Annotated in this window: 22 protein-coding genes, 1 tRNA gene and 1 pseudogene; 15 read left to right on the forward strand and 9 right to left on the reverse strand. The window is 69.9% G+C overall.

Translation table 11 applies throughout. The features are described from left to right. Positions 1-1,781 (forward strand): rhamnogalacturonan lyase (locus tag DLJ59_RS23300; RefSeq protein WP_148096962.1); only part of this gene is annotated, 1,781 nt, incomplete at its 5' end. A gap of 200 nt (positions 1,782-1,981) precedes the next feature. On the opposite strand, the gene DLJ59_RS23305 is transcribed toward DLJ59_RS23300, so the two are convergent. Both DLJ59_RS23305 and DLJ59_RS23310 read right to left on the reverse strand, forming a co-directional pair. Continuing rightward, positions 1,982-2,992 carry an LLM class flavin-dependent oxidoreductase gene (locus DLJ59_RS23305; protein WP_425271452.1) on the reverse strand — a complete coding sequence of 337 codons (1,011 nt, stop codon included), beginning with the start codon at positions 2,990-2,992 and terminating at the stop codon, positions 1,982-1,984. A gap of 72 nt (positions 2,993-3,064) precedes the next feature. Then, positions 3,065-3,544, reverse strand: coding sequence for an Lrp/AsnC family transcriptional regulator (locus DLJ59_RS23310; RefSeq protein ID WP_124774737.1), 480 nt, complete (start codon positions 3,542-3,544; stop codon positions 3,065-3,067). Positions 3,545-3,627: 83 nt separating this feature from the next. Between DLJ59_RS23310 and DLJ59_RS23315 the strand changes: the two genes are divergently transcribed. Beyond that, the gene (locus DLJ59_RS23315) at positions 3,628-4,806 is read left to right on the forward strand and encodes a trans-sulfuration enzyme family protein (RefSeq protein WP_124774738.1); all 1,179 of its coding nucleotides are present in this window, start codon (positions 3,628-3,630) and stop codon (positions 4,804-4,806) included. Positions 4,807-4,809: 3 nt separating this feature from the next. On the opposite strand, the gene DLJ59_RS23320 is transcribed toward DLJ59_RS23315, so the two are convergent. The 3 genes from DLJ59_RS23320 to DLJ59_RS23330 all read right to left on the reverse strand — a co-directional run bounded on the left by DLJ59_RS23320 (position 4,810) and on the right by DLJ59_RS23330 (position 6,449). Continuing rightward, the gene (locus DLJ59_RS23320) at positions 4,810-5,460 is read right to left on the reverse strand and encodes an NAD-dependent epimerase/dehydratase family protein (protein WP_124774739.1); all 651 of its coding nucleotides are present in this window, start codon (positions 5,458-5,460) and stop codon (positions 4,810-4,812) included. Positions 5,461-5,585: 125 nt separating this feature from the next. Further along, the gene (locus tag DLJ59_RS23325; protein ID WP_244236181.1) at positions 5,586-6,269 is read right to left on the reverse strand and encodes a transcriptional regulator; all 684 of its coding nucleotides are present in this window, start codon (positions 6,267-6,269) and stop codon (positions 5,586-5,588) included. Between the two features lie 97 nt (positions 6,270-6,366). After that, positions 6,367-6,449, reverse strand: a tRNA-Leu gene (locus tag DLJ59_RS23330). Between the two features lie 83 nt (positions 6,450-6,532). Between DLJ59_RS23330 and DLJ59_RS23335 the strand changes: the two genes are divergently transcribed. The 11 genes from DLJ59_RS23335 to polA all read left to right on the forward strand — a co-directional run bounded on the left by DLJ59_RS23335 (position 6,533) and on the right by polA (position 18,985). Then, the gene (locus tag DLJ59_RS23335) at positions 6,533-7,153 is read left to right on the forward strand and encodes an ANTAR domain-containing response regulator (RefSeq protein WP_124774741.1); all 621 of its coding nucleotides are present in this window, start codon (positions 6,533-6,535) and stop codon (positions 7,151-7,153) included. Between the two features lie 13 nt (positions 7,154-7,166). Next, positions 7,167-8,336: a hypothetical protein gene (locus tag DLJ59_RS23340; RefSeq protein ID WP_244236182.1), complete on the forward strand. Its 1,170-nt coding sequence runs from the start codon at positions 7,167-7,169 to the stop codon at positions 8,334-8,336. Between the two features lie 259 nt (positions 8,337-8,595). After that, a complete protein-coding gene (locus DLJ59_RS23345) occupies positions 8,596-9,756 on the forward strand; it encodes a branched-chain amino acid ABC transporter substrate-binding protein (RefSeq protein WP_124774742.1) in 1,161 nt (386 codons plus the stop codon). A 108-nt stretch (positions 9,757-9,864) separates the two neighbouring features. After that, on the forward strand, positions 9,865-10,815 hold the full coding sequence (locus DLJ59_RS23350; protein ID WP_124774743.1) for a branched-chain amino acid ABC transporter permease: 951 nt from the start codon (positions 9,865-9,867) through the stop codon (positions 10,813-10,815). Next, positions 10,812-11,921: a branched-chain amino acid ABC transporter permease gene (locus DLJ59_RS23355; RefSeq protein ID WP_124774744.1), complete on the forward strand. Its 1,110-nt coding sequence runs from the start codon at positions 10,812-10,814 to the stop codon at positions 11,919-11,921. The genes DLJ59_RS23350 and DLJ59_RS23355 overlap by 4 nt, the downstream gene beginning before the upstream one ends. Positions 11,922-11,967: 46 nt before the next feature. Further along, positions 11,968-12,759: an ABC transporter ATP-binding protein gene (locus DLJ59_RS23360; protein WP_167493887.1), complete on the forward strand. Its 792-nt coding sequence runs from the start codon at positions 11,968-11,970 to the stop codon at positions 12,757-12,759. Further along, the gene (locus DLJ59_RS23365) at positions 12,749-13,459 is read left to right on the forward strand and encodes an ABC transporter ATP-binding protein (RefSeq protein ID WP_124774746.1); all 711 of its coding nucleotides are present in this window, start codon (positions 12,749-12,751) and stop codon (positions 13,457-13,459) included. The genes DLJ59_RS23360 and DLJ59_RS23365 overlap by 11 nt, the downstream gene beginning before the upstream one ends. Positions 13,460-13,496: 37 nt before the next feature. Continuing rightward, positions 13,497-14,408, forward strand: coding sequence for an ABC transporter substrate-binding protein (locus DLJ59_RS23370; RefSeq protein ID WP_124774747.1), 912 nt, complete (start codon positions 13,497-13,499; stop codon positions 14,406-14,408). A gap of 3 nt (positions 14,409-14,411) precedes the next feature. Continuing rightward, positions 14,412-15,389, forward strand: a complete 978-nt coding sequence (locus DLJ59_RS23375; RefSeq protein WP_124774748.1) for an amino acid ABC transporter permease — start codon at positions 14,412-14,414, stop codon at positions 15,387-15,389. Next, complete coding sequence (locus DLJ59_RS23380) at positions 15,389-16,195, forward strand: amino acid ABC transporter ATP-binding protein (RefSeq protein ID WP_124774749.1); 807 nt, start codon at positions 15,389-15,391, stop codon at positions 16,193-16,195. The genes DLJ59_RS23375 and DLJ59_RS23380 overlap by 1 nt, the downstream gene beginning before the upstream one ends. Before the next feature lie 90 nt (positions 16,196-16,285). Further along, positions 16,286-18,985, forward strand: coding sequence for a DNA polymerase I (gene polA, locus DLJ59_RS23385; protein WP_124774750.1), 2,700 nt, complete (start codon positions 16,286-16,288; stop codon positions 18,983-18,985). A gap of 169 nt (positions 18,986-19,154) precedes the next feature. On the opposite strand, the pseudogene DLJ59_RS23390 reads toward polA, so the two are convergent. The 3 genes and pseudogenes from DLJ59_RS23390 to DLJ59_RS23405 form a co-directional block, all read right to left on the reverse strand. Further along, positions 19,155-19,499 (reverse strand): annotated as a pseudogene (locus DLJ59_RS23390) (DUF3140 domain-containing protein); the annotation flags it as partial. Beyond that, on the reverse strand, positions 19,486-19,704 hold the full coding sequence (locus DLJ59_RS23395) for a hypervirulence associated TUDOR domain-containing protein (RefSeq protein ID WP_124774752.1): 219 nt from the start codon (positions 19,702-19,704) through the stop codon (positions 19,486-19,488). The gene DLJ59_RS23395 and the pseudogene DLJ59_RS23390, both read right to left, overlap by 14 nt. A gap of 293 nt (positions 19,705-19,997) precedes the next feature. Further along, positions 19,998-20,804: a class I SAM-dependent methyltransferase gene (locus DLJ59_RS23405; RefSeq protein WP_124774753.1), complete on the reverse strand. Its 807-nt coding sequence runs from the start codon at positions 20,802-20,804 to the stop codon at positions 19,998-20,000. Between the two features lie 440 nt (positions 20,805-21,244). On the opposite strand from DLJ59_RS23405, the gene rpsA reads away from it, so the two are divergent. Then, a complete protein-coding gene (gene rpsA / locus DLJ59_RS23410; RefSeq protein ID WP_124774754.1) occupies positions 21,245-22,756 on the forward strand; it encodes a 30S ribosomal protein S1 in 1,512 nt (503 codons plus the stop codon). Between the two features lie 215 nt (positions 22,757-22,971). Beyond that, complete coding sequence (coaE, locus tag DLJ59_RS23415; protein ID WP_124774755.1) at positions 22,972-24,153, forward strand: dephospho-CoA kinase; 1,182 nt, start codon at positions 22,972-22,974, stop codon at positions 24,151-24,153. Positions 24,154-24,162: 9 nt separating this feature from the next. On the opposite strand, the gene DLJ59_RS36420 is transcribed toward coaE, so the two are convergent. Continuing rightward, the coding region (locus tag DLJ59_RS36420; RefSeq protein WP_158630893.1) for a hypothetical protein at positions 24,163-25,441 on the reverse strand (1,279 nt) is incomplete at its 5' end.

A 25,441-nucleotide genomic window follows, 5' to 3' on the forward strand; every position in this document is an offset into this window, starting at 1 on the left:
CGCCACCACCCACCACGCCACCACCGGTGACCGGTGTGGTGCAGATGGAGAACCTGGACCGAGGGCTGATCAGCGTCCGCTCCGGCAGCGGCAACCTGGTCTCCTGGCGGCTGCTCGGCACCGAGACCTCCGGGGTGGCGTTCAACCTCTACCGGGGATCCACCAGGGTCAACAGCAGCCCGATCACCGGCGCCACCAACTATCTCGACAGCGGGGCGGCGGCCGGCTCGGCGTACACCGTGCGGGCCGTGGTGGGCGGCGCCGAGCTGGCGGCGTCGGCGTCGGCGTTGCAGTTCGGCGCGGGCTACCTGGACGTGCCGTTGCAGGTTCCGGCCGGGGGCAGCACCCCGAGCGGGGAGAGCTACTCCTACAGCGCCAGCGACGCCTCCGTCGGTGACCTCAACGGCGACGGCAGCTACGAGATCGTCCTCAAGTGGGAACCGTCGAACGCCAAGGACAACTCCCAGTCCGGCTACACCGGCAACGTCTACGTCGACGCGTACACCCTCACCGGCACCCGGTTGTGGCGCATCGACCTGGGCCGCAACATCCGGGCCGGCGCCCACTACACCCAGTTCCAGGTGTACGACTACGACGGCGACGGCCGCGCCGAGGTGGCCATGAAGACGGCCGACGGCACCCGCTCCGGCACCGGTCAGCTCATCGGCTCGTCGTCGGCGGACTACCGCAACTCCAGCGGCTACGTGCTGTCCGGCCCGGAGTACCTGACCATGTTCAACGGTCAGACCGGTGCGATCGCCTCCACCGTCAGCTACGACCCGCCGCGCGGCACCGTGTCGTCCTGGGGTGACTCGTACGGCAACCGGGTGGACCGGTTCCTCGCCGGCACCGCGTACCTGGACGGGCAGCGCCCCTCGCTGATCATGGCTCGGGGCTACTACACCCGCGCGGTGATCGCGGCCTGGGACTTCCGCGACGGCACGCTGCGCAAGCGCTGGACGTTCGACTCGAACTCCTCCGGCAACGGCGCCGCCGCCGGTCAGGGCAACCACCAGCTCTCCGTCGCCGACGTCGACGCCGACGGCCGCCAGGAGATCGTCTACGGCGCGGCCACCATCGACGACAACGGCCGGCTGCTGCACTCGACGGGCAACGGCCACGGCGACGCCCTGCACGTCGGGGACCTGGACCCAGGCCGCTCCGGCCTGGAGGTGTTCAAGGTCGACGAGGACGGCAGCAAGCCCAGCTCCTACTTCGCGGACGCCCGTACCGGTCAGGTCCTCTGGTCCACGCCGGCGTCCGGCGACAACGGCCGGGGTGTCTCCGCGGACATCTGGGCGGGCAGCCCCGGCGCGGAGTCGTGGTCGTCGGCGGTCGCCGGACTGGCCAACACCAGGGGGCAGAACGTCGGCCGCAAGCCGTCCTCGGCGAACTTCCTCGCCTGGTGGGACGGCGACCCGGTGCGGGAGCTGCTCGACGGCACGAAGATCGACAAGTACGGCACCGGCGGCGAGACCCGGCTGCTCGACGGCAGCGGGGTGGCGTCCAACAACGGCACCAAGTCCACGCCGGCGCTCTCCGGCGACATCCTGGGCGACTGGCGCGAGGAGGTGATCTGGCGGACCACCGACAGCCGGGCGTTGCGCATCTACAGCACACCCACCCCGACCAGCACCCGGATCTACACGCTGATGCACGACCCGCAGTATCGGGTGGCGGTCGCGTGGCAGAACACCGCCTACAACCAACCGCCGCATCCGGGGTTCTTCATCGGCAACGGAATGGGCACCCCACCGACGCCGGATATCCACCTACGTTGATGCAACCCCTGGCGGTCCCGATCGGGGTCGCCTAGGGTGGCAGGCACCGGGCCGCAGCCGCGGAATCCGCTCAGCTCCGGCCCGGTGCGCCACACCGCGGCATTCCCAACCCGTCCCGACCGGGAATGCCGTACCACCACCGGCACCAACATTAGAGACCGTCCGGGTCGGCGGGGTGACGCTGACGTGAAGATCGTGTTTCACGCCCGCTGGCGCAGACCACCCGCCACCTGCTCGGCGATCAACTCGTACGACCGCACCCGGTCCTGCACGTCGTACACCAGCGTGGTGAGCATCAGCTCGTCCGCGCCGGTGCGCTCCACCAGTTCGGTCAGCTGCCGACGCACCGTCTCCGGTGAGCCCATCGCCTGACCGTCGCGGCGCGCCACGACGAACTCCCGCTCGACCTCGGAGTACGGATACGCCGCCGCCTCGTCGGGCGTCGACAGCGGCTCCGGCCGACCGGAGCGCAACTTCAGGAACGACAGCGCGCTCGGCCCGGCCAACCATTCGGCCCGCTCGTCGGTCTCCGCGCAGACCGCGTTGACCGCCACCATGGCGTACGGCTTGTCCAGCCACTGCGAGGGCCGGAAGTTCTGCCGGTACAGGGCCAACGCCGGCAGGGTGTTCGCCGAGCTGAAGTGGTGCGCGAAGGAGAACGGCAGACCGAGCAGGCCGGCGAGCTGGGCGCTGAAACCGCTGGAGCCCAGCAGCCACACGGCCGGCTGCTCACCGCGACCCGGCGTGGCGATGATCTGCCCCGGCTTCTCCCCGCTGAAGAAGTTCATCAGGTCCGCCAGCTCGCGCGGGAAGCCCTCCGCCGACAGGCCCTCCATGGTGCGCCGCAACGCCAGCGCGGTCATCTGGTCGGTGCCGGGCGCCCGCCCGATGCCCAGGTCGATCCGACCGGGGTGCAGCGCCTCCAGGGTGCCGAACTGCTCGGCCACCACCAGCGGCGCGTGGTTGGGCAGCATCACCCCGCCCGACCCCAAACGGATCGTCGACGTGTTGGCCGCCAGGTGCGCCAGCAGCACCGCGGGGGCGGAACTGGCGATTGCCGGCATGTTGTGGTGCTCGGCCACCCAGAACCGGTGGTAGCCCAGTTCCTCGGTGCGGCGGGCCAGCTCGGTGGTGGCCTGCAAGGCCGCGCCAGCGGTGGTGCCCTTGGCAACCGGGGCAAGATCAAGAACAGACAACGGTACGGTGATCACAAGGTCAGCCAACCCGTCACCGACCTGCTTTGTTCCAGCATCCGGGTTTTCGTCGGCCACCTCACCCGCCGCTCAGCCCATCCCGCGGGCCTGCTCGAAGATGAGACTCGTCTGGGTGTGCTGCACCACCGGGTCCACCGCCAGGTGGTCGAGCACGAAGTCCCGCAACGCGTCGCCGGACGCCGCCCGCACATGCAACACGTAGTCCTCCGCACCGGCGACGTGGAACACCGACACCACCCCGGGCAGCCGCACCGACCGGGCCCGGAACGCGTCCACCGCCGCCCGCTCGTGCGCGGTCAACCGCACCGACACCAACGCCTGCAACGGCAGGCCGAGCGCCGTCGGATCCACCTCGGCGTGGAAACCTCGGATCGCGCCGCGCTCACGTAACGCCCGGGTCCGGGTCAGGCACGTCGACGGCGCCACCCCCACCCGCTCGGCGAGGGCGTTGTTCGGCAGTCGGCCATCGGCCGCCAACTCGGTCAGGATCGCGCGGTCCACCTCGTCCAGGGCCGGATGCGGCCGCACATCATTCGGTTCAGGGGGCATCGGGTCATCCTCGTCCGAATCCAACACGGACATCAAGCCGATTCACAGAATGATTTGCCGAATCATTGCTCATCAGTCGCCAGATGTTCGACCCTACCGCCATGACAACGATGGACACCCGGGCCGTGCACGCCGGTCGCGACGACCTCCGCACCCTCGGTGTGCACGTACCACCCATCGACCTGTCCACCACCAACCCGCTGCCGTCCGTCGACGACGGCGGCGCCGCGTACGAGCAACTCGCCACCGGCGGGACCCTCCCCGCCGACGGCAGCGCCGTCTACCAACGGCTCTGGAACCCCACCGTCGCCCGCTTCGAGACCGCCCTCGCCGAACTGGAAGGCACCGCCCAGGCCGTCGCCTTCGCCAGCGGAATGGCAGCCCTCACCGCCACCCTGCTCGCCGCCGCCCGTGACGACCGCCGGCACGTCGTCGCCGTCCGACCCCTCTACGGCGGCACCGACCACGTCCTGGCCACCGGCCTGCTCGGCACCACCGTCACCTGGACGCGCCCCGACGAGGTCGCCGCCGCCATCCGCCCCGACACCGCACTGATCATCGTCGAGACACCCGCCAACCCCACCCTCGACCTGGTTGACATCGCCGCCCTCGCCGCCACGGCCGGCGACATCCCACTGCTGGTCGACAACACCGTCGCGACCCCCGTCCTGCAACAACCCGCCCGCCACGGCGCCACCCTCGTCCTGCACAGCGCCACCAAGAGCATCGGCGGGCACGGCGACGTCCTCGCCGGCGTCGTCGCCTGCGACGACACCTGGGCCGCACGCCTACGCCAGGTCCGCGCGGTCACCGGCGCGATCCTGCACCCCCTCGGCGGCTACCTGCTGCACCGCGGCCTGCAAACCCTGCCGCTGCGGGTCCGCGCCCAACAAACCACCGCCGAGAAACTCGCCGGCTGGCTCGCCGACCACCCCGCCGTACACCGGGTGCACCACCCCTCGGTGCACGACCCGGCGGCGCTGGTCGGACGGCAGATGGCCGGACCCGGCAGCCTGCTCGCCTTCGAGGTACGCGGCGGCGCGCCCGCCGCGGCCGCCGTCGCCGGCGCCTGCCGCCTCATCACCCACGCGGTGTCCCTCGGCGGCGTCGACACCCTCATCCAGCACCCCGCCTCACTCACCCACCGGCCGGTCGAGGGCGACGCCAAACCCGCCGCCGCCCTGCTGCGCCTCTCGGTCGGCCTGGAAGACCCCGAGGACCTGCGCGCCGACCTCGCCCACGCCCTCGACACGATCGCCTGACCCTCAGCGCAGCTCGCGGCTGCCCAACACCCGCACCGGCGAACCCTGTCGAGCCACCCGCAGCATCGCCCGACCGATCCCGTCGGTCGTGGTGACCTGGTTCGGCAGCAACCGACGCAGCACCGGAAACAGCGGACGGGTGACCGCGTACCCGAACCGGTACCACCGCGTCTTCGACACGGCCCCGTACGTCGGCTGGATGAACCCCGGCCGCGCCGCGTAACCGTTGGGCAGCAGATCCATGATCGCGTTCTCGGCGCGACCCTTGACCCGTGCCCACATCACCCGACCCCGACCCGACGAGTCGGTGCCCTGACCCGAGACGTAGACGAAGGTGACCTGCGGGCTCACCTGCGCGAACAACCGCGCCGCGGCAAGGGGGTGGTCATAGCTGACCCGCGTGTACGCGGCCTCGTCCAGACCCAACGAGGACACGCCCAGGCAGTGGAAACACGCGTCCACACCGGTCAGCTCGGCCCGTACCGCGTCCAACTCGCCCACGTCCGCGACCGTCAGCTCCCGCAGCTTCGGATCCCGCACACCGGTCGGCCGCCGGCCGACAGTCAGCACCTCGCGCACGTCATCGGCGAGCAGCGCCTCCCGCAACACCCCCTGGCCGACCAGGCCCGTCCCACCGATGATGACCACCCGCATCAGCACCCACCACTGTCGTCGATCACCGTCTGCGGCGTCCCTCTGATCGGCTCATCTTGCTCGAAGGCGCGGTGTTCCGAACAACCGAGCCGGCCGGGGGAGCCGCCTCACCGGCGCGCAGGCGGTCAGGACTTCGGGCCGACGTGCCGGTCCAGCGTGACGACCGCGTCGCGTCGCGCCACCGACAGCGAGTTGCGCCGGTTCATCCGCCAGGCGATGCCGAGCAGGTCGAGGCCCCACTGGCAGAGCCCCATGATGTCGGCCGACTCGTTGACGAACATGTAGCGCGGGTAGACGTAGCGCCGGCCTCGCGTCGTGACCCGGTTGGCTGTTCGGCAACCGTCGGAGTGGAAGAGCCCGCGCAGGAAGTCGCCGGGATGGACTTCGAGAATCGGCCGTTGCCAGTCGGTCAGGACGATCGCTCGCTCGTGCTTCTTGCCCGGACCGTGCTGTGGCAGCAGGCACGGCCAGTGGCTGCCGTAACTCTGCACGCCGACGCAACCCTGTTTCTGGACCCGTTGCACCTTCGACGCCAGCACGGCTCGCATGGCCATGTCGCACGCCTCAATCAACCCGGGCCACCCATCGGAACAGTAGATGCGCAACACGGGGACGCGTGCCGTTGTCACCAGGTGGCCGTCGCCCAGGTAGAGACCGAGCAGGTAGGCGTAGGCGGCGAGGTCGGTCGGATTCTGGACATCCGGCCGGCACCGGAAGCACCGTAGCTCCGTGCCGCGCTTCACCGCCTCGGGTCGATCGACGCACCAGTGCCAGACCGTGGCATACGGCAACGAGAGCGTGCGAGCCACGGAGTGGACGGTGTGTCCGCGTGCGCGGAGGGCGCGGGCTCGTGCCCGTAGCTGCGGTGGGTGCACCCGCATATCATCGAACAGCTGTATGACAAGGTGCCGGGAGCGGGATTCGAACCCGCAAGCCCTTTCGGGCAGAAGTGTTTGAGACTTCCGTGTATGCCGTTCCACCATCCCGGCGGGTGGCGCCTACTGTACCCGACTACTCTCATGCGGGAGCATGGGTGGTAGCCGTGCAGTGATCGATGGTGGGGGTAGGGCTGGTGGCTGAGACGCCGACGGATGCCGAGCGTAGGCGCGTACTGATCGCCGAGGACGAGGCGCTGATCCGGCTGGACCTCGCCGAGATGCTGATCGAAGAGGGTTACGAGGTGGTGGGGGAGGCCGGTGACGGCGAGACAGCCGTCCGCCTCGCCGAGGAGCTGAAGCCCGACCTCGTCATCCTCGACATCAAGATGCCGATCATGGACGGGCTGGCCGCCGCCGAGCGCATCGCCGGTGCCCGGATCGCCCCGGTGATCATTCTGACCGCGTTCAGCCAGCGTGATCTGGTGGAGCGGGCGCGGGCGGCGGGCGCGATGGCGTACCTGGTGAAGCCCTTCCAGAAGAGCGACCTGGTCCCGGCGGTGGAGATCGCGCTGTCGCGTTACTCGGAGGTCGCGGCCCTGGAGGCGGAGGTCGCGAGCCTGACCGACCGCCTGGAGATCCGTAAGTCGGTGGAGCGCGCCAAGGGCGCGCTGATGACCACGTACGGGATGACCGAGCCGCAGGCGTTCAAGTGGATCCAGCGCACGGCGATGGACCACCGGATGACGATGAAAGAGGTTGCCGAGCGGATCCTCGAGGAGACCGCCGGCGGCGAGGTGACCCTGCCGGCACCCTGATCGGCATCGACCCGTGTCGAGGCGGATGGGGGCGGTGCTCGGCGTTCTCGCCGTGCTGGTGGCCGCCTGTGAGTCCTCGGCCTGTCCCGACTGCGAGGAGCCGCTACCGGTCCGGCCGGCCTGGCAGTCGGTGGTTCTGCCGGACACGCCGGGTGTGCCGGGTCGACCGGTGCTGCGCGACGCCACCGCCTGTGCCGGCCGGTGGTACGTGGTCGGCGGCGTGGTCGATCTGGCCGGGGAGACCCGCCCGGCCGCCTGGAGCAGCTCGGACGCCAATTCGTGGGTGCCGGTGCCGACGGCGCCAGTGACGTCCTACGGCCGGCAGCACGTGCTCTCCGCGGCGGCCTGCCGGGACGGACGGCTGGCGGCGGTCGGGGCGAAGAGCGGGGGCGCGCACGGCAATCCCCGCACCGGCACCTGGGGGCAGGCGTCGGACGGCACGCTGCGCGAGGTGGACGCGCCCTTCGAGCGGTACGCCGGGCCGCGCGCGGTCAACGTGGCCCGGCTGGCGGCGGGGCCGCAGGGCTGGTTGATCGCCGGTAGTCGGATCGACGGTGCGGCGGTCTGGATCTCCCCGGACGCGGCCGGGTTCGCGCTGGTGGAGGGCGCACCGGAGTTGGCCGGTGACGAGCGGGGGCGGACGGCGGCGTACGACGCGGTCGCCGTGCCGTCGGGCTGGCTGGTGGTGGGTGCGCTGCTGCCGCCCGGGGGTACCGCGCTGGTGCCGCTGGCCTGGTCCTCGGCGGACGGCCGGAGCTGGCGGCGGGCCGCCCTGCCGGTGGTGGACGGGCGGGGGCAGGCGCAACGGGTGGCGGTGCTTGGCGACGTGCCGGTGGCGGTCGGGCCGGTGCGGGCTGGATTCGGCAGTTGGCGGTTGACCACGCAGGGCTGGCGGTCGGCGGGCGGCTTCGGGGCGACCGGACCGGGTGTGGCGTCGGCGGCCGGGTTGGTGGCCGTCGGGCAGAGGTTGGTGGCGGTGACGAGGGACGGGGACCGTCACGCACTGTGGCTCTCGGTCGATGTGGGCGCGTCATGGCGGGCGATGACCATGCCGCGGTCGGTACCGGACAGCGGAGACACTGCGGTCGCGGTGACCTCGACGGGAGATCGACTGCTGCTGGTCATGGACGATGGGAAAACGTCGCGTGCCTGGTGGGCGGGGGTGTCGGAACTCGATCGGTAGCTGGTGGAAGGCCACCGACCCGTTACCGATGAAACAAAGGTAAAGGAGCCTCACGGCCGACGCTTCTTACAGGGATCGTTTCTAATCCGCCACGGCGTGTAACGGTTCGGTCAACCCGCTCCGATGGGGCTTACGTCACAGCTCCACGGTGGGATAACGTCCCGCCCCAGACCGGCGACGACGGTCTGGTTCGTCCGCCCCCCGCAAGGGCCAATAGCCAGCGGGTGGTTCGGACCATGGGACGAGGAGGGTTCGGGCCTTGAGGCAAAAGCTCGCGCGCGTTATCGGTGGGGTCGCCATGCTGGCGCTCGTCGCCGGCGGAACCGCATGCTCCAGTGGCGACGATGCGGCAGGCGGGGGCGGTGACGCCTGCGGCAGCAAGATCGCATTCTTCGGCGCGCTGACCGGTAGCTCGGCCGCGCTCGGCATCAACGAGAACAACGGTGTCAAGCTCGCCGTCGACAAGTACAACAAGGAAAACGCCGACTGCAAGGTCGAGCTGGCCTCCCTGGACTCGCAGGGCAGCCCTGACCAGGCGCCTGGTCTGGCGCAGAAGGCGATCGACGACACCAAGATCCTTGGCGTTGTCGGCCCGGCCTACTCGGGTGAGTCCGAGGCTGCCGGCCCGCTGTTCAACGAGGCCGGCCTGGTGGCCATCACCGCGTCCGCCACCCGTCCGAGCCTGGCCGAGCAGAAGTGGAAGACCTTCTTCCGCGCGGTCGGCAACGACTTCAGCCAGGGCCCGGCGGCCGGCAACTACATCAAGAACGTGATGAAGGCCGACAGGGTCTACGTCATCGACGACCAGTCCGCATACGGTGCCGGCCTGGCCGACGAGGTCAAGAAGGTGCTCGGCCCGTTGGTTGTCGGCTCGGACAAGGTCCAGGGCGAGGGCAAGCAGGTCGAGTTCTCCGGCGTGGTCACCAAGGTCAAGGCCGCCAACGTGAAGGCGATCTTCTACGGCGGTTACTACCAGGAGGCCGGCCTGATCCGTAAGCAGCTCACCGCTGCCGGGGTCACCGCGCCGCTGGTCGCTGGCGACGGTGTCAACGACGGTGCGTACATCACCTCCGCTGGTCAGGCGGCGGCCGAGGGCACCATCCTCACCTGCCCGTGCCAGCCGGCCGCTGAGGCCCGGGGCACCTTCGTGCAGGAGTTCAAGGCGCTCAACGGCACCGACCCGGGCACCTACAGCGACACCGCCTACGACGCGGCGAACATCCTGCTGGCCGGCATCAAGGCTGGCAAGACCACCCGTGAGAGCCTGCTGGAGTTCGTGAAGGGCTACAGCGGCGAGGGTGTCGCGGCGAGCTACAAGTTCACCGAGACCGGCGAGCTGGACCCGGCTCAGGTCAAGGTCTGGGCCTTCAAGGTCACCGGCGGCAAGGTTGTCCCGGACCAGGAGATCCCGAAGTCCTGATGTGGGTCGCTGCTTCGGCGATTGAGTTGTGATCGCGGGTGCGGCCGGGAGCTGCTCGCTCCCGGCCGCACCCCAATTTTCTCTCCAGACGTGATGGAGCGTCCTCCCTTGGACTTCAATGGACTGTTCTCCAACTTCGGGGAACTCACCACGACCGGCCTGACCCAGGGCGCGATCTACGCCCTGGTCGCGCTCGGCTACACGCTGGTCTACGGCGTGCTGAGACTTATCAACTTCGCTCACTCCGAGGTCTTCATCGCCGGCGCGTTCGCGGCGATCTGGACCTGGAACGGCTTTGGACTCGACCAGAACTCACAGGTCAGCGGGGTTGGATCGATCCTGTTCTACCTGCTGGTGGCGATGATCGTCGCCGCCATCGCCTCGGCGGGCACCGCGACGGTGATCGAGCGGGTGGCGTACCGGCCGTTGCGTAAGCGCAACGCCCCGCCGCTGGCCTTCCTGATCACCGCGATCGGCGCCTCGATCGCGATCTCCGAGGCCTTCGGCATCTGGACCCGCCGACTGCCGGAGGGCGCGCCCATTCTGGTGAGCAGCAAACCGCTGTTCCACCTCTTCGGTGTGCCGATCGACTCGGTGCAACTGCTGACGATTGGCGCGGCGCTGCTGATGATGGTCCTGCTGGACCTCTTCATCAACCGCAGCCGTACCGGCCGGGGCATCCGGGCCGTGGCCCAGGACGCCAACACTGCCGCGCTGATGGGCGTGAACAAGGACCGGATCATCCTGATGGTCTTCATCACCGGTGGTGCCATGGCCGGCGTTGCCGGTCTGCTCTACGACGTGCGGATCCAGACTCTGACCTACAGCGTCGGCTTCCTGCTGGGGCTCAAGGCCTTCACCGCCGCGGTGCTGGGTGGTATCGGCAACCTGCGCGGCGCGCTGGTCGGTGGCCTGTTGCTCGGCGTGGTGGAGAACTACGCCGCCGGTCTGTTCGGCAGCCAGTGGAAGGACTTCGCCGCCTTCGCGGTGTTGGTGGTGCTGCTGATGTTCCGGCCGACCGGTCTGCTGGGCGAATCGCTGGGGAGGGCACGAGCATGACGACCGTCCTGGAGAGGGTGCGCTCCGGCCGCGAGGCGGCTGGAGAACGGTGGCGCGGCGCGCCGCGCTGGGTGCGCTGGGCACTGTTGGCCGCGGTGATCGCGTTCTTCTACGCGCTGCCGAACAGGGAGTTCTACCAGTATCTCGGGCCGATCCCCACCCCCGGTGCGAACTTCACGCAGGTGCTCTTCACCGTCTCGATCTATGTGCTGCTGGCCGTCGGGTTGAACATCGTGGTCGGTTTCGCCGGCCTGCTCGACCTGGGCTACTTTGGCTTCTTCGCCGTCGGCGCGTACACCGTCGCGGTGCTGACCTCGCCGAGCAGCAACGTCAAGACGCTCTGGCCGTGGCTGCTCGTGGTGCCGCTGGCGATCGGGTTGACCATGCTCTCGGGTGTGATGCTCGGTACGCCGACGCTGCGCCTGCGCGGTGACTACCTGGCGATCGTGACGCTCGGCTTCGCCGAGATGATCCGGATCGCCGCGGTCAGCTCGGAGTTCCTCAAGGGCCAGCGGGGTTTCAACCAGATCCCGCACCCGCCCGGCAAGTACGCCGACGGCAAGCCGTTCTTCGGCGTGCTGGACGCCCGGCCGTACTACTGGCTGGTGCTCACGTTGATCATCCTGGTGGTGATCGGCGTGCGGAACCTGACGCACAGTCGGGTCGGTCGGGCCTGGATCTCGATCCGGGAGGACGAGGACGCCGCGCAGCTGATGGGCGTGCCGACGTTCAAGTTCAAGCTCTGGGCGTTCGCCTCGGGTGCCGCGATCGCCGGCCTGGCCGGCGCGCTCTTCGCGGGTAAGCAGAACTTCGTCAACTCGCAGAACTTCGAGCTACTCAACTCGATCATCATCCTGGCGGCGGTGATCTTCGGTGGCTCGGGCAACATCGTCGGCGCGATCGTCGGCGGTGGCCTGGTGGCGTACATGATTGAGCGGTTCCGCGGCATCGAGTTGTTCGGCGTGGAGCTGTACGAGTACCGGTTCCTGATCTTCGGCCTGGTCCTCGTGGTGATGATGATCTTCCGGCCGGAGGGCCTGATTCCGAACCGACGACGGGCGGCGGAGTTCAAAGACCGTCGCAAGGAGGTGATCGTCGGTGAGTGACACCGATCAGACGCCGGCTGTTCCGGCGCAGGCCGGTGCGCCGGCGATGGAGGCGGTCTCCAGTCGAGACCCGCTGTTGGAGGTCGACAACGTCACGCTGCGCTTCGGCGGTGTGGTCGCGCTCGACAATGTCAACTTCACCCTCTACAAGGGGGAGATCCTCGGGCTGATCGGCCCTAACGGGGCCGGCAAGACCACCTGCTTCAACGCGATGACCGGCATCTACCAGCCCACCATGGGCGAGATCCGGTTCCGTGGCAACAAGATCAGCGGGAAGAAGCGCCACGAGATCACCCAACTGGGCATGGCCCGGACGTTCCAGAACATCCGCCTGTTCCCGGAGATGACCGCCCTGGAGAACGTCCAGGTCGGCGCGGACGCGCACCACAAGACCAGCGTGCTCTCCGCGCTGTTCCGGTTGCCGCGGCACCGGCGCGAGGAGCGTGAGGGGCGGGAGAAGGCCGAGCGGCTGCTGGAGTTCGTCGGCATCCAGCACCGGCTGCACGAGTTCGCCCGCAACCTCTCCTACGGGGAGCAGCGGCGGTTGGAGATCGCTCGGGCGCTGGCCACCGATCCGGTGCTGCTCTGCCTGGACGAGCCGGCCGCTGGCTTCAACCCGGCGGAGAAGGAGGAGCTGCTCCAGCTCATCCGGCAGGTCCGGGACACCGGCGTGACCGTGCTGCTGATCGAGCACGACATGCGCCTGGTCATGGGCGTCACCGACCGGATCGTCGTGCTGGAGTTCGGAAAGAAGATCGCCGAAGGGCTGCCCGCCGAGGTGCGGGACAACCCGAAGGTGGTCGCGGCGTACCTGGGGGTGCCGGACGATGTTGCTTGAGATCGATGATGTGAGCCTGCTCTACGGGCGGATCCAGGCGTTGCACGGCATCAGCTTGACCGTGGCCGAGGGTGAGATCGTCGCGCTGATCGGCGCCAACGGCGCCGGGAAGTCGACCACGATGCGGGCGATCTCCGGGATCCGGCCGATCGCCAGCGGCCGCATCCGGTTCGAGGGCGAGGACATCTCCAAGCTCCGGGCGGACCTGCGGGTCCGGCGAGGGCTCTGCCAAGCGCCCGAGGGCCGGGGGATCTTCCCCGGCATGTCGGTGCTCGAGAATCTGGACATGGGGGCGTACACCCGGCGCGACCGGGCCGGAATCGCCCAGGACCTGTCCCGGGTGCTCGACCTCTTCCCCAGGCTGGCGGAGCGCAGTAAGCAGGCCGGCGGTACCCTTTCCGGCGGCGAGCAGCAGATGCTGGCGGTCGGCCGGGCGTTGATGAGCCGGCCCAAGCTGCTGTTGCTCGACGAGCCCTCGATGGGGTTGGCGCCAATGCTGATCCAACAGATCTTCGACATCATCAAGGAGATCAACGAGCAGGGCACCACCATCCTGCTGGTGGAGCAGAACGCGCAGCAGGCGCTGGCCCGAGCGCACCGGGCCTACGTCCTCGAGACCGGCAGGATCGTCAAGAGCGGTACCGGCGCCGAGCTGCTGCACGACCCGGCGGTCAAAGAGGCATACCTCGGCGTGGCCTGAGCGGCCGTCACACCCCTCACGCAAGGAGTGCAGAGAAATGTTCAATACCAACGGTGCCCGCCGGGCGGCGCTCGGCGCCGCCAGTGTGGCGCTGCTCGCCCTCTCGCTGACGGCGTGTGGGGAGAAGGAGAGCAGCAGCGAGCCCGGTGCCGGTCCGACCGTCACGGCGGCTGCCGACTCGGCACTGACCGCGAAGGTGCCCGACGCCATCAAGGCCGACGGTGTGATCAAGGTCGGCACCGACTCGACGTACGCCCCGGCGGAGTACCTGGACGCCGACGGCAAGACGGTGATCGGCTTCGACATCGAGCTGTTCAACGCGGTGGCGCAGAAGCTCGGTCTCAAGGCCGAGTACCAGTCGTCGCCCTTCGACTCGATCCTGCCCGGCGTCGACTCCGGCAAGTACGAGATCGGTGTGTCATCGTTCACCATCAACGCTGAGCGGCTCAAGAGCGTCAACATGGTGAGCTACTTCTCCGCCGGCACTCAGTGGGCGACCAAGGCCGGCAATCCAGCCAAGATCGACATTGAGAACGCCTGCGGCAAGAAGATCGCCGTGCAGACCGCCACCGTTCAGTTCGACGACATCACCGCCCGGTCGAAGAAGTGCACCACCGGCGGCAAGCCGGCGATCACCATCGACCAGTACCAGGCGCAGAGCGACGCCACGGCCGCCGTGGTCAGCGGTAAGAACGACGCCATGCTGGCCGATTCGCCGGTCGGCGCGTACGCGGTGAAGCAGAGCAGCGGCGCGCTGGAGTTGGTCGGCGACATCTACGAGTCCGCCCCGTACGGCTACGCCGTCAAGAAGGATCAGACCGCCTTCGCCGAGGTGCTCAAGGAGGCCGTCCAGGCGGTCATCGCTGACGGCTCGTACCAGAGCGCGCTGAAGAAGTGGGGCGTCGAGGGCGGCGCCATCACCTCCTCGGCGCTGAACCCCGCCAACTGACGCATGTCGTCGGAAACGGACACAACCGAACGGGCACGGCCGGAACCCATCCAGGCCGTGCCCGTCCGGCATCCCGGGCGTTGGGTAGCGGTCGCCGTGATCGGGGTGCTGGTGGCCATGTTCGTCCACCTGCTGGTGACGAACAAGGCGTTCAACTGGCCCTTCATGGTCGACGAGATGTTCCGGCCGCCGATCATGGAGGGTCTGCGCGGCACGCTCGCGCTGACCGTGCTCGCGATGGTGATCGGGGTCAGTCTCGGCGTTGTCATCGCCATCATGCGGTTGTCGGAGAACCCGATCTTGCGCGGCGTCTCCTGGGCGTACACCTGGTTCTTCCGGGCGGTGCCCCGGCTGGTGCTGGCGATTCTCTTCGGCAACCTCGGCATCCTCTGGGCCCGGATCGAGTTCGGGCTCCCGTTCGATCGGCAGATCGGCGCGCTCTTCGGCGTTGACAACTTCGAGGCGCGTCTCTTCGGCTTCTCCGCGCTGGAGATCCTCACGGGTTTCGTCGCCGGCATGTTGGCGCTCGGGCTCTCCGAGGCGGCGTACATGGCTGAGATCGTTCGGGCCGGGATCCAGTCGGTGGACGAGGGGCAGACCGAGGCGGCGCAGGCGCTGGGCCTGAGCCGTACCCAGATCCTGCGCCGCATCGTGCTGCCGCAGGCGATGCGGGTGATCATCCCGCCGACGGGCAACGAGACCATCGCGATGCTCAAGGACACCTCGCTGGTGGCCTTCGTGCCGGTCTCCACCGAGCTGTTTTTCCAGCTCAAGGCCGTGGGTAACCGGACCTTCCAGGTCTTCCCGATGTACGTGGCGGCCTGCCTGTGGTATTTGCTGCTGACCAGCGTGCTGCTCGTCGGGCAGTACTACCTGGAGCGGCACTTCTCCAAGGGGTTCGGCAAGAGCGCCCAAGCGAAGATCAGACTGCGCGGGATCACCGCGGAGGCCGGCGGTAGCGCGAGCGAGGCGGGTCGGTGATGACGCAGGTGACGACACCGGCGGAGGCCGCGGGAACGGCCGGTGACGGCGTGATGGTCCGCGCTGAGCAGGTGCACAAGTCGTTCGGGTCGGTGGAGGTGCTCAAGGGCATCGACCTGGAGGTCCGCAGCGGCGAGGTCTGTTGTCTGCTCGGTCCCTCCGGCTCGGGCAAGTCGACGTTCCTGCGCTGCATCAACCATCTGGAGAAGATCAACGCCGGTCGGATCCGGGTGGACGGCGACCTGATCGGCTACCGGGAGCGCGGCGGCAAGCTGCACGAGATGCGGGAAAAGGAGATCGCCGCCCAGCGCCGCGCGATCGGCATGGTGTTCCAGCGGTTCAACCTTTTCCCGCACATGACCGCCCTGCAGAACGTGGCCGAGGCGCCGGTGCTGTTGGGCCGGGAGCGCAAGGCCGCCGCCCGGGACCGGGCCGCCGCGCTGCTCCAGCGGGTCGGGCTCGGCGACAAGCTGGGCAACTACCCCGGGCAGCTCTCCGGCGGGCAGCAGCAGCGGGTGGCCATCGCCCGAGCGTTGGCGATGCAGCCGAAGCTGATGCTCTTCGACGAGCCCACCAGCGCGCTGGACCCGGAACTGGTCGGCGAGGTGCTCGACGTGATGAAGGATCTGGCCCGCGACGGCATGACGATGATCGTGGTGACCCATGAGATCGGCTTCGCCCGGGAGGTCGGCGATTCGCTGGTCTTCATGGACGACGGCATAGTGGTGGAGTCCGGTGCGCCGCGCGAGGTGATCGCCAACCCCCGGCACGACCGGACGAAGGCGTTCCTGGCCAAGGTGCTCTGAGCCGGTGCCCGGCGTGGCCGATCCGTTCGGCCGCGCCGGGCGTCGTGCCGGTGTCCCGTCCTGTCGTAGCGGCGGACTAGAGTCGCTGCCGTGACAGCTACGACGCCGCGCCTGCTCCTTGTCGACGGACATTCCATGGCATACCGGGCTTTCTTCGCCCTTCCCGTGGAAAACTTCTCCACCACGACGGGGCAGCCAACCAACGCGGTGTACGGCTTCACCTCGATGCTGATCAACGTGCTGCGCGACGAGCAGCCCACCCACATCGTGGTGGCCTTCGACGTCTCCCGCCGGTCCTTCCGCACCGACAAGTACGCGGAGTACAAGGCCGGCCGCAGCGAGACCCCCACCGACTTCAAGGGCCAGGTCAGCCTGGTCAAGGAGGTCCTGGCCGCGCTGCAGATCCCGGTGGTCGAGAAGGAGGGCTTCGAGGCCGACGACGTGATCGCCACGCTCGCCTGCCAGGCCCGCGACCAGGGCATGTCGGTGCTGATCAGCAGCGGTGACCGTGACGCGTTCCAGCTGGTCGACGACCAGATCACCGTCCTCTACCCGCGCAAGGGCGTCTCCGATCTGGCCCGGATGGACCCGGCCGCGATCGAGGCGAAGTACGGCGTCACGCCCCAGCAGTACCGCGACCTCGCCGCGCTGGTCGGCGAGACCAGCGACAACCTGCCCGGCATCCCGGGCGTCGGCCCGAAGACCGCAGCCAAGTGGATCACCACGTACGGCGGGGTGGAGGGCGTGATCGCCCGGGCCGACGAGATCAAGGGCAAGGCCGGCGACAGCCTGCGGGAGCGGCTCGCCGACGTGATCCGCAACTACGAGATCAACCGCCTCATCTCCGACCTGGAGCTGCCGCTGCGCCCGGAGGACACCCGCTGGACGGGTTGGGACCGGGAGGCGGTGCACCAGGTCTTCGACACCCTGGAGTTCCGGATCCTGCGCGACCGGCTCTACCAGTACCTGGAGGCGGTCGAGCCGGAGGCCGAGTCCGGCTTCGACCTGGTCGGCGAGGTGCTCGCCGAGCCCGGCGCGCTGGCCGGCTGGCTGACCACGCACGTCGCGACCGGCACCCCGGTCGGGTTGGCGGTCAAACTCGACACCGGCCCCAACCGCCGGCACACCGCCTCGATCACCGGTCTCGCGCTGGCCACCGCCGGCGGAGCGGCGGCCTGGGTCGACCCGGCGCGGCTCGACCCGACCGACGAGGGCGCCCTGGCCGGCTGGTTGGCCGACGCGCAGCGCCCCAAGGTGCTGCACGACAGCAAGCCGGCCGTGCTGGCCTGCGCCGCGCACGGCTGGCAGCTCACCGGCATCGTCCGGGACACTCAGATCGCCGCGTACCTGGCCCGGCCCGACCAGCGGTCCTACGACCTGACCGACCTGGCGTTGCGCTACCTGCACCGGGAGCTTCGAGTGGACGTCCCGGAGTCCGGCCAGCTCACCCTCGACGGGCTCGGCGACGAAGGGGTGGTCGAGCAGAACCTGATGCTCCAGGCCCGGGCCACCCTCGACCTGGCCGACGCGATCGACGCCGAGCTGTCCCGCGACGGCGAGCAGTCCGCCCGGCTGATGGCCGGCGTGGAGCTGCCGTTGATGCGGGTGCTGGCCACCATGGAGAGCACCGGCATCGCCGCCGACACGCACTACCTGTCCGAGTTGGAGGCCCACTTCGCCGCCGAGGTGAAAGCCGCCGCGCAGGGCGCGTACGAGGCGGTGGGTCGGGAGTTCAACCTCGGCTCGCCCAAGCAGTTGCAGGAGATCCTCTTCACCGAGCTGGGTCTGCCGAAGACCAAGAAGATCAAGACGGGTTACACCACCGACGCCGACGCCCTGCAGTGGCTCTACGCGCAGCAGCCGCACCCGGTGCTGGCCCACCTGCTGCGCCACCGGGACGTGGCCAAGCTCAAGTCGACAGTCGACGGGCTGCTCAAGTCGGTCTCCGACGACGGCCGGATCCACACCACCTTCAACCAGACCGTGGCGGCCACCGGTCGGCTGTCCTCCACCGAGCCCAACCTGCAGAACATCCCGATCCGCACCGAGGAGGGCCGGCGGATCCGGCGGGCCTTCGTGGTGGGGGAGGGCTACGAGTCTCTGCTCACCGCCGACTACAGCCAGATCGAGATGCGCATCATGGCGCACCTCAGCTCGGATGACGCGCTGATCGACGCGTTCAACTCCGGCGCCGACTTCCACGCCGCCACCGCCTCGTCGGTGTTCGGGGTACCGCTCGACGAGGTCACCCCCGACCAGCGCCGCAAGATCAAGGCCATGAACTACGGCCTGGCGTACGGGCTCAGCGCGTTCGGCCTGTCCCAACAGCTCAGCATCAGCACCGAAGAGGCGCGTGGGCTGATGGAAAACTACTTCGCCGGCTTCGGTGGGGTGCGCGACTACCTCCAGCAGGTGGTCGCCCGGGCCCGCCAGGACGGCTACACCTCGACCATCCTGGGCCGCCGCCGCTACCTGCCCGATCTGGTCAGCGACAACCGGCAGCGCCGCGACATCGCCGAGCGGATGGCGCTCAACGCCCCCATCCAGGGTTCCGCCGCCGACATCATCAAGGTGGCGATGCTGCACGTCGACACCGCGCTCGGCGATGCTGGGCTGCGCTCACGGATGCTGTTGCAGGTGCACGACGAGCTGGTCTTCGAGGTCGCGCCGGGTGAGCGGGAGGCGTTGGAGGCGCTGGTCCGGCGGGAGATGGGCGGGGCGTACCCGTTGTCGGTGCCGCTGGAGGTGTCCGTCGGTCTGGGCCGGGACTGGAACAGCGCGGATCACTGATCTTGCGGGGTGGGGGTTCCGGGGCAGCCCGACCCTCTCCGGGCGGTCAGGCTTGATCCCTGCGTGGGTCGGGCTGCCCCGGAACCCCTGACCGGGTCGTCCTGGTCGCGTTGCTTCCGGCCGTCGCCCGAGGTTGGTTGATCTTGGGTGGGGATCAATGGTGTGGTTACTTCAGGGGGTCGTGGCCCCAGTTCATGAGGGACCAGCGCCACTTGGTGTCGCGGACGTCGCCGGAGGGGCGCTGCGCCATGTGCCGGCGTACGTAGCCGACCACCTTGCGCATGTGCTTGTAGTCGCCCTCGGACAGGTCACCGCGCTTACGGCGGAGCAGGTTGATGATCTTCCGGCCGGATTCGTGCCCGACGGACTCGCCACCACCAACGCGACCGCCCTTGTGCCAGCCGACCTGCTTCGACTCGTCGGTCTCCAGCCACGTGGACAGCTCGCCGGGCTTCATGTTCACCGCCTCGGTGAACTCCCGGTAGGTGTCCCGGCCGTCGTCACTTCTGCTCATGACGCAGCGCCTCGGGGCGGTGGGCCACGTCGCGGCCCGTGCCGTCACTCCGAACCCGGTACTGCGGGTCGTCGTGGGCTGCGTTCACCGCACGCCCGCGGATCCGCATCCGCTCCGTGATCGTCCCCCGCACCACGCCGTACGCGCGGCTGCCGTGGGCCGACCAGGAGACATGGTCGCCCCGGTGAAATTTCTGTTCGGCCATGGTCCTCGGCTACCCGACGCGGCCGGGGCGAAACGACTACGTGGTGATCTCGGCGACCGGCAGCTTGATGTCGAACGGCTCGGCCAGCTCGATCACGTCGGCGCCGTCGGCGACCAGCTCGTACTGCCGCTCACCGCCCGGCCCCACCCGGGCTCAGCTTGAGTCCAACGGCCTGGGCGGCACGGAGGTCAAGCGGCGGATGGGGCCAGGTGATGTCGGGATGGCCCGGCGCTCATGGAATCGCGTCTACCGGCGATCGATGGCTCGCACGTCGGACCACGGGTGCGGCGCGCTCACCCGGCCGGCTTCTCGGTGACGAAGATGGCGGTGCCGGGGAAGAGCCGTCCGCGCAGCGGACTCCACTGCCCCCAGATCCCCTCGTGCCCCTCCGGCCACTCCGGCTCCACCAGGTCCAGCAGTCGGAACCCGGCGCCGACCAGCTCGCGGATCCGGTCGCCGAGGGTGCGGTGCTGCTCGACGTAGGTGGCCACCCCGGTCTCGTCCTGCTCCACGTAGGGGGAGCGGTCGAAGTACGAGTGGACGGCCGTCAGGCCGCCCTCGCCGGGGTCGTCGAGGAAGATCCACCGCATCGGGTGGGTCACCGAGAACACCCAGCGGCCGCCCGGGCGCAGCACCCGGTGCACCTCGGCGAGCAGCGCCGCCGAGTCGTCCACGAACGGGATCGCGCCGAACGCGGTGCAGGCGACGTCGAACGACCGGTCGGCGAACGGCAGGGCGAGCGCGTCGGCCTGCACCAGCGGTACGCGTACCCCGGTGCGGTCGGCGGTTGCGGCGGCGTGCCGCAACATGCCGGCGGACAGGTCGAAGGCCACCGGCCGGGCGCCCTGGGTGGCGAGCCAGCGGGCGCCGGCCGCGGCACCGGCACCCACCTCCAGCACCTGCCGCCCCGACACGTCGCCGAGCAGCCGGGCGTCGGCCTCGCGCAGGCCCTCGGGGCACCACACGAAGTCCACGTCGCCGAGGAACGCGCCGTGTTCGGCCTGGTAGTCGTCTGCGTCGGTGTCCCACCAGCCGCGGTTGGCGCGCCGGACCTCGGCGTCACCCACCCGGCGCCGGGTAACCCGGCTGTCGTCATCCACGCGCTCACGCTAGGCCCCACCCGCCTCATTGGGTACGACGGCGCGTCGGAGATCTGCGCGCGGTCGCGGCGTCCGGGACGGGTGGGACGCGCCGACGTCTAGGAGCCGGCAGTCGAACACGCGCGAGCTGGGGCGCACGGGGCTGTTGTGACGCAGGAGACAGCAGGGGTGTTTTCCGGGCGATTGTTCGGCTTTCGCAGGTCATCGCGCAGAGAGAACCCGGGAGGGCTTGCACGCTGTGGTAATGCGCACGGTAGGCTAGACGATGCGCTCGCGGATCGTGTTGCCTCGGCAGGGAGCAGGTGCGCGGTCGACGGAGCCACATCAAGATCTCACTAGGCGATCGTTCGGTGTGCCCGGCGACGGATCCGCTGGCGCGAACAGGTCACTGCGACACACCAGCCTGCCGTGACAACCCACCGACCGGAGCAACCGCCCACATGACGAGCAGCATCGAGGCCCCCTCGAGCGCCACCCGGGTCACCCACGACGATCTCGGTTCCGAGGAGGCTTTCCTCGCCGCGATCGACGAGACCATCAAGTACTTCAACGACGGCGACATTGTCGAAGGCACCGTCGTCAAGGTCGATCGGGACGAGGTCCTGCTCGACATCGGCTACAAGACCGAGGGTGTCATTCCCTCTCGTGAGTTGTCGATCAAGCACGATGTGGACCCCGCCGAGGTTGTGACGGTTGGCGACCACATCGAGGCCCTGGTCCTCCAGAAGGAGGACAAGGAGGGTCGTCTGATCCTCTCCAAGAAGCGGGCACAGTACGAGCGGGCCTGGGGCACGATCGAGAAGATCAAGGACGAGGACGGCGTCGTCCGCGGTTCGGTCATCGAGGTGGTCAAGGGCGGCCTCATCCTCGACATCGGGCTGCGGGGCTTCCTGCCCGCGTCCCTGGTCGAGATGCGTCGTGTGCGCGACCTTCAGCCGTACGTCGGGCGGGAGCTCGAGGCCAAGATCATCGAGCTGGACAAGAACCGCAACAACGTGGTCCTGTCCCGCCGGGCCTGGCTGGAGCAGACGCAGTCCGAGGTGCGCACCGAGTTCCTCAACAAGCTGCAGAAGGGCCAGGTCCGCAAGGGCGTCGTGTCCTCGATCGTCAACTTCGGCGCCTTCGTGGACCTGGGCGGCGTCGACGGTCTGGTGCACGTCTCCGAGCTGTCCTGGAAGCACATCGACCACCCGTCCGAGGTCGTCGAGGTGGGCCAGGAGGTCGAGGTCGAGGTCCTGGACGTCGACCTGGACCGCGAGCGCGTCTCGCTGTCGCTGAAGGCGACCCAGGAAGACCCGTGGCGCCAGTTCGCCCGCACCCACGCGATCCAGCAGATCGTGCCGGGTAAGGTCACCAAGCTGGTTCCGTTCGGTGCGTTCGTCCGGGTGGACGACGGCATCGAGGGTCTGGTCCACATCTCCGAGCTGGCCGAGCGCCACGTGGAGATCCCGGAGCAGGTCGTCCAGGTCGGCTCCGAGGTCATGGTCAAGGTCATCGACATCGACCTTGAGCGTCGCCGGATCTCGCTGTCGCTCAAGCAGGCCAACGAGGGCTTCGTCGAGGGCGAGGAGCACTTCGACCCGACCCTCTACGGCATGGCCGCGACGTACGACACCGAGGGCAACTACATCTACCCGGAGGGCTTCGACCCGGAGACGGGCGAGTGGCTCGAGGGGTACGACAAGCAGCGCGAGACCTGGGAGAACCAGTACGCCGAGGCTCGTCTGCGCTGGGAGGCCCACACCAAGCAGGTGCAGACCTCTCGGGCCGCCGACGCCGAGGCTGCCGCCAACCCGACTCCGGTCGTCCCGGCCGCTGGCGGCGGCGGTGGCGGTGGCACCACCTCTTCGTCCAGCCCGGCCCCGAGCCGGCAGGCCGAGGAGCCGGCCGGCACCCTGGCCACCGACGAGGCGCTCGCCGCACTGCGGGAGAAGCTCGCCGGCGGTAAGTGACCCGCTGAACGACTGAACGACGACGGGCCCCGTCCCCGCGATCTCCGGATCGCTGGGGGCGGGGCCCTCGCCGTACCCGGGGGCGAGCTGCGCCGGGTGCGGGTCAGGGCTGGGACGGGAGCCGGTGCGGGCTGGGAACGGTCGAGGCCGGGGTCGCCGCGGCTCGCAGGTGGGCGGGTTTGGCGGCGGGCTTGTGGATCCGGTTGACTGTTCGGGTGTTGAGGGTGGGGTTGACCGGCGGGATCGGGTCGGGCAAGAGCGCGGTGGCCGCGCGGCTCGTCGAGCGGGGCGCGGTGCTCATTGACGCCGACCGGGTGGCCCGGGAGGTGGTGGCGCCCGGCACGGACGGGCTGGCCGAGATCGTTGCCGCCTTCTCCGACGCGGTGCTGGACGACGACGGCGCACTGGACCGTGCCGCACTCGGGGCGGTGGTGTTCGCCGACGAGACCGCCCGGCGTCGGCTGGAGGCGATCACCCACCCCCGGGTCCGGGCCCGCACGGCGGAGCTTTCCGCCGCGGCGGCACCCGACGCGATCGTCGTCAACGACGTGCCGCTGCTGGTCGAGGTGGGTCTCGCGCCGACGTACCACCTGGTGGTCGTGGTGCAGACGGCCGTCCCGACCCGACTGGAGCGGCTGGCGCGCGACCGGGGGATGGGGCGCGCGGAGGCCGAGCGCAGGATCGCCGCCCAGGCCGACGACGCGCGACGCCGGGCGGTGGCGGACGTGGTGCTGACCAATGACGGGAGCCTGACGGCGCTGCACGACGCCGTCGACGTGCTCTGGAAGCACCGACTGGTGCCCTACGAGGACAACCTGCGCCAGCGGCGGGTGGTCCCGGCGGCCCCGGTCGAGTTGGCCGGGGCCGACGCGAGCTGGCCGGAGCAGTACGCGCGGCTGGCCGCCCGGATCCAACACGCGCTCGGCTCGGACGCCCTGCGGATCGACCACATCGGTTCGACGGCGGTGCCCGGCCTCGCCGCCGAGAACGTCATCGACGTGCAGGTGGCGGTCGCCAGCCTCGCCGACGCCGACGGGCCGTTGGCCGATCGACTGGCGGGCGCCGGGTTCCCCCGAGTGCCGGGGCAGTGGTGGGACGACCCGCGCCCGGCTGACCGGGGTCGCTGGGAGAAGCGGCTGCACGGCAGTGCGGACCCGGCCCGCCCGGTTCGTCTGCACGTGCGGGTGGCGGATTCACCGGGCTGGCGGTACGCGCTGCTGATGCGCGACCACCTGCGCGCCGACCCGGATCAGCGGGCCGCGTACCTGCTGCTCAAGCGGGACCTGGTCGCGGCGGCGCCGGAGGCCGGCGATTCCGGCACGGCCCGGAACCCGTGGTTCGACGAGGAGTACCTGCGGGCCGAGCAGTGGGCCGCGCAGACCGGCTGGCGGCCCTGAGGGCACCGGTCAGCGGGCACCGGGCCGAGGTGCCGAGGACTTGGGGGCTGACGGTCGGGGGTTGGCGGCCAGTCGGGGCACGACGGCGGGGTGGAGATCCAGGTGTGCCCACGTGCCGGCGTCGGTCCGCAACTCGAGCCGGCGCAGCGACCCGTCCCCCCGGTCGATCCAGTAGCGCAGCCGCGCGTTGGCCGGACCGGCCTCGATGACGTCCACGGTGCGTCCAGCGGCGACATCGTCGCGTATCCGCACGGCAGTGCCGCGGTGCCCGACCGACCCGGCGGTCACCGCGGCGTCGATCAGCGTGTTCAGGTCGTCCCCGCCGGGTCGGGTGACCCGCCAGGTCCCGGCCGGGGCTGGCAGCGGTGGCCGGGCCGGCGCCTCCGCGGTGCCGCCACCGGCGGCGACCGCCGGCAGGTCCGCCCGGGCCAGACCGGCGGCGTCACGGCGCAGCAGGGTTCGGCGATCCGGTACGCCAAGGTCGGCGACAGCGAGGTAAGCGGTGCGGGCGGTCCAGCTCAACCAGCCGGCGCCCCGCAGGTTCGTGTCCGTGCCCATCGGCGCGGTCAGCGTGACCGTGGCGCCACCCTGGGCGCGGAGCCGGGCCGGCAGCCGGTCGAGCCGTCGCTGCTCGGCGTCGGTCAGCGCGCGGGGCAGACCGGGTCGGCCGCCGAGTGCGTCCACCGGCCGTAGTGTCGGCCGGTCCGCCCGGTTGAAGATCATCGTGACCGGGCCGGCGTCCGGCAGCCGGGTCACCAGCTTGTGCAGCCGGGCGTCCTGGTCGAGCCAGTACCGGGTCTGCCCGTCGGCGGCCGGCGCCGCGGCGCTGGGGGTGCCGGGCGCCGTGCTGGCGGCCGGCGTGCCGGGGGGCAGTGGCGCCTGTATGACGTCCAGTGGGCCGGCCGGCACGGCGTCCCGGGCGAGCCAGCGCGCCCCGCTGGACGGTGCCGTCCAGGTCGGGTCCGGGCGGTCGGCGGCGAGATCGAGGAGCAGGTCGAGCACTGGTGCCAGGTGCGCCCCGGGTGCCAGTCGGTGCAGCCGCCACCGATCCGCCGGCGGCATCAGTGGTGGTGCGGCGGGAGTGGGCACCGCCGCCGGATCGGGCCGGATCACCAGCACCGGCCCGCTCTTCTGCAACAGTCCGCGTTCGGCGCCCGCGCCCGGCCCGCCCACGTCGAGATAGAGCAGCGACCGGGACCAGTCCACCCAGCCCACCAGTTCGATGCGGGCCGCGTCGGTGCCGGCCGTGACGCGTACGCCGGCGCGCAGGTCGCGCAGGTTGGTGACC

The organism is Micromonospora inaquosa (assembly GCF_003857055.1).
Taxonomy (GTDB): Bacteria; Actinomycetota; Actinomycetes; order Mycobacteriales; family Micromonosporaceae; genus Micromonospora; species Micromonospora inaquosa.

Excerpts from the sequence above, each read along its gene's own strand:
- DLJ59_RS23310 (WP_124774737.1), bottom strand. The coding sequence starts at position 3,544 with ATGCCCCCTGAACCGAATGATGTGCGGCCGCATCCGGCCCTGGACGAG.
- DLJ59_RS23315 (WP_124774738.1), top strand. The coding sequence starts at position 3,628 with ATGTTCGACCCTACCGCCATGACAACGATGGACACCCGGGCCGTGCAC.
- DLJ59_RS23320 (WP_124774739.1), bottom strand. The coding sequence starts at position 5,460 with ATGCGGGTGGTCATCATCGGTGGGACGGGCCTGGTCGGCCAGGGGGTG.
- DLJ59_RS23355 (WP_124774744.1), top strand. The coding sequence starts at position 10,812 with ATGACGACCGTCCTGGAGAGGGTGCGCTCCGGCCGCGAGGCGGCTGGA.
- DLJ59_RS23360 (WP_167493887.1), top strand. The coding sequence starts at position 11,968 with ATGGAGGCGGTCTCCAGTCGAGACCCGCTGTTGGAGGTCGACAACGTC.
- DLJ59_RS23365 (WP_124774746.1), top strand. The coding sequence starts at position 12,749 with ATGTTGCTTGAGATCGATGATGTGAGCCTGCTCTACGGGCGGATCCAG.
- DLJ59_RS23370 (WP_124774747.1), top strand. The coding sequence starts at position 13,497 with ATGTTCAATACCAACGGTGCCCGCCGGGCGGCGCTCGGCGCCGCCAGT.
- DLJ59_RS23375 (WP_124774748.1), top strand. The coding sequence starts at position 14,412 with ATGTCGTCGGAAACGGACACAACCGAACGGGCACGGCCGGAACCCATC.
- DLJ59_RS23380 (WP_124774749.1), top strand. The coding sequence starts at position 15,389 with ATGACGCAGGTGACGACACCGGCGGAGGCCGCGGGAACGGCCGGTGAC.
- DLJ59_RS23395 (WP_124774752.1), bottom strand. The coding sequence starts at position 19,704 with ATGGCCGAACAGAAATTTCACCGGGGCGACCATGTCTCCTGGTCGGCC.
- rpsA (WP_124774754.1), top strand. The coding sequence starts at position 21,245 with ATGACGAGCAGCATCGAGGCCCCCTCGAGCGCCACCCGGGTCACCCAC.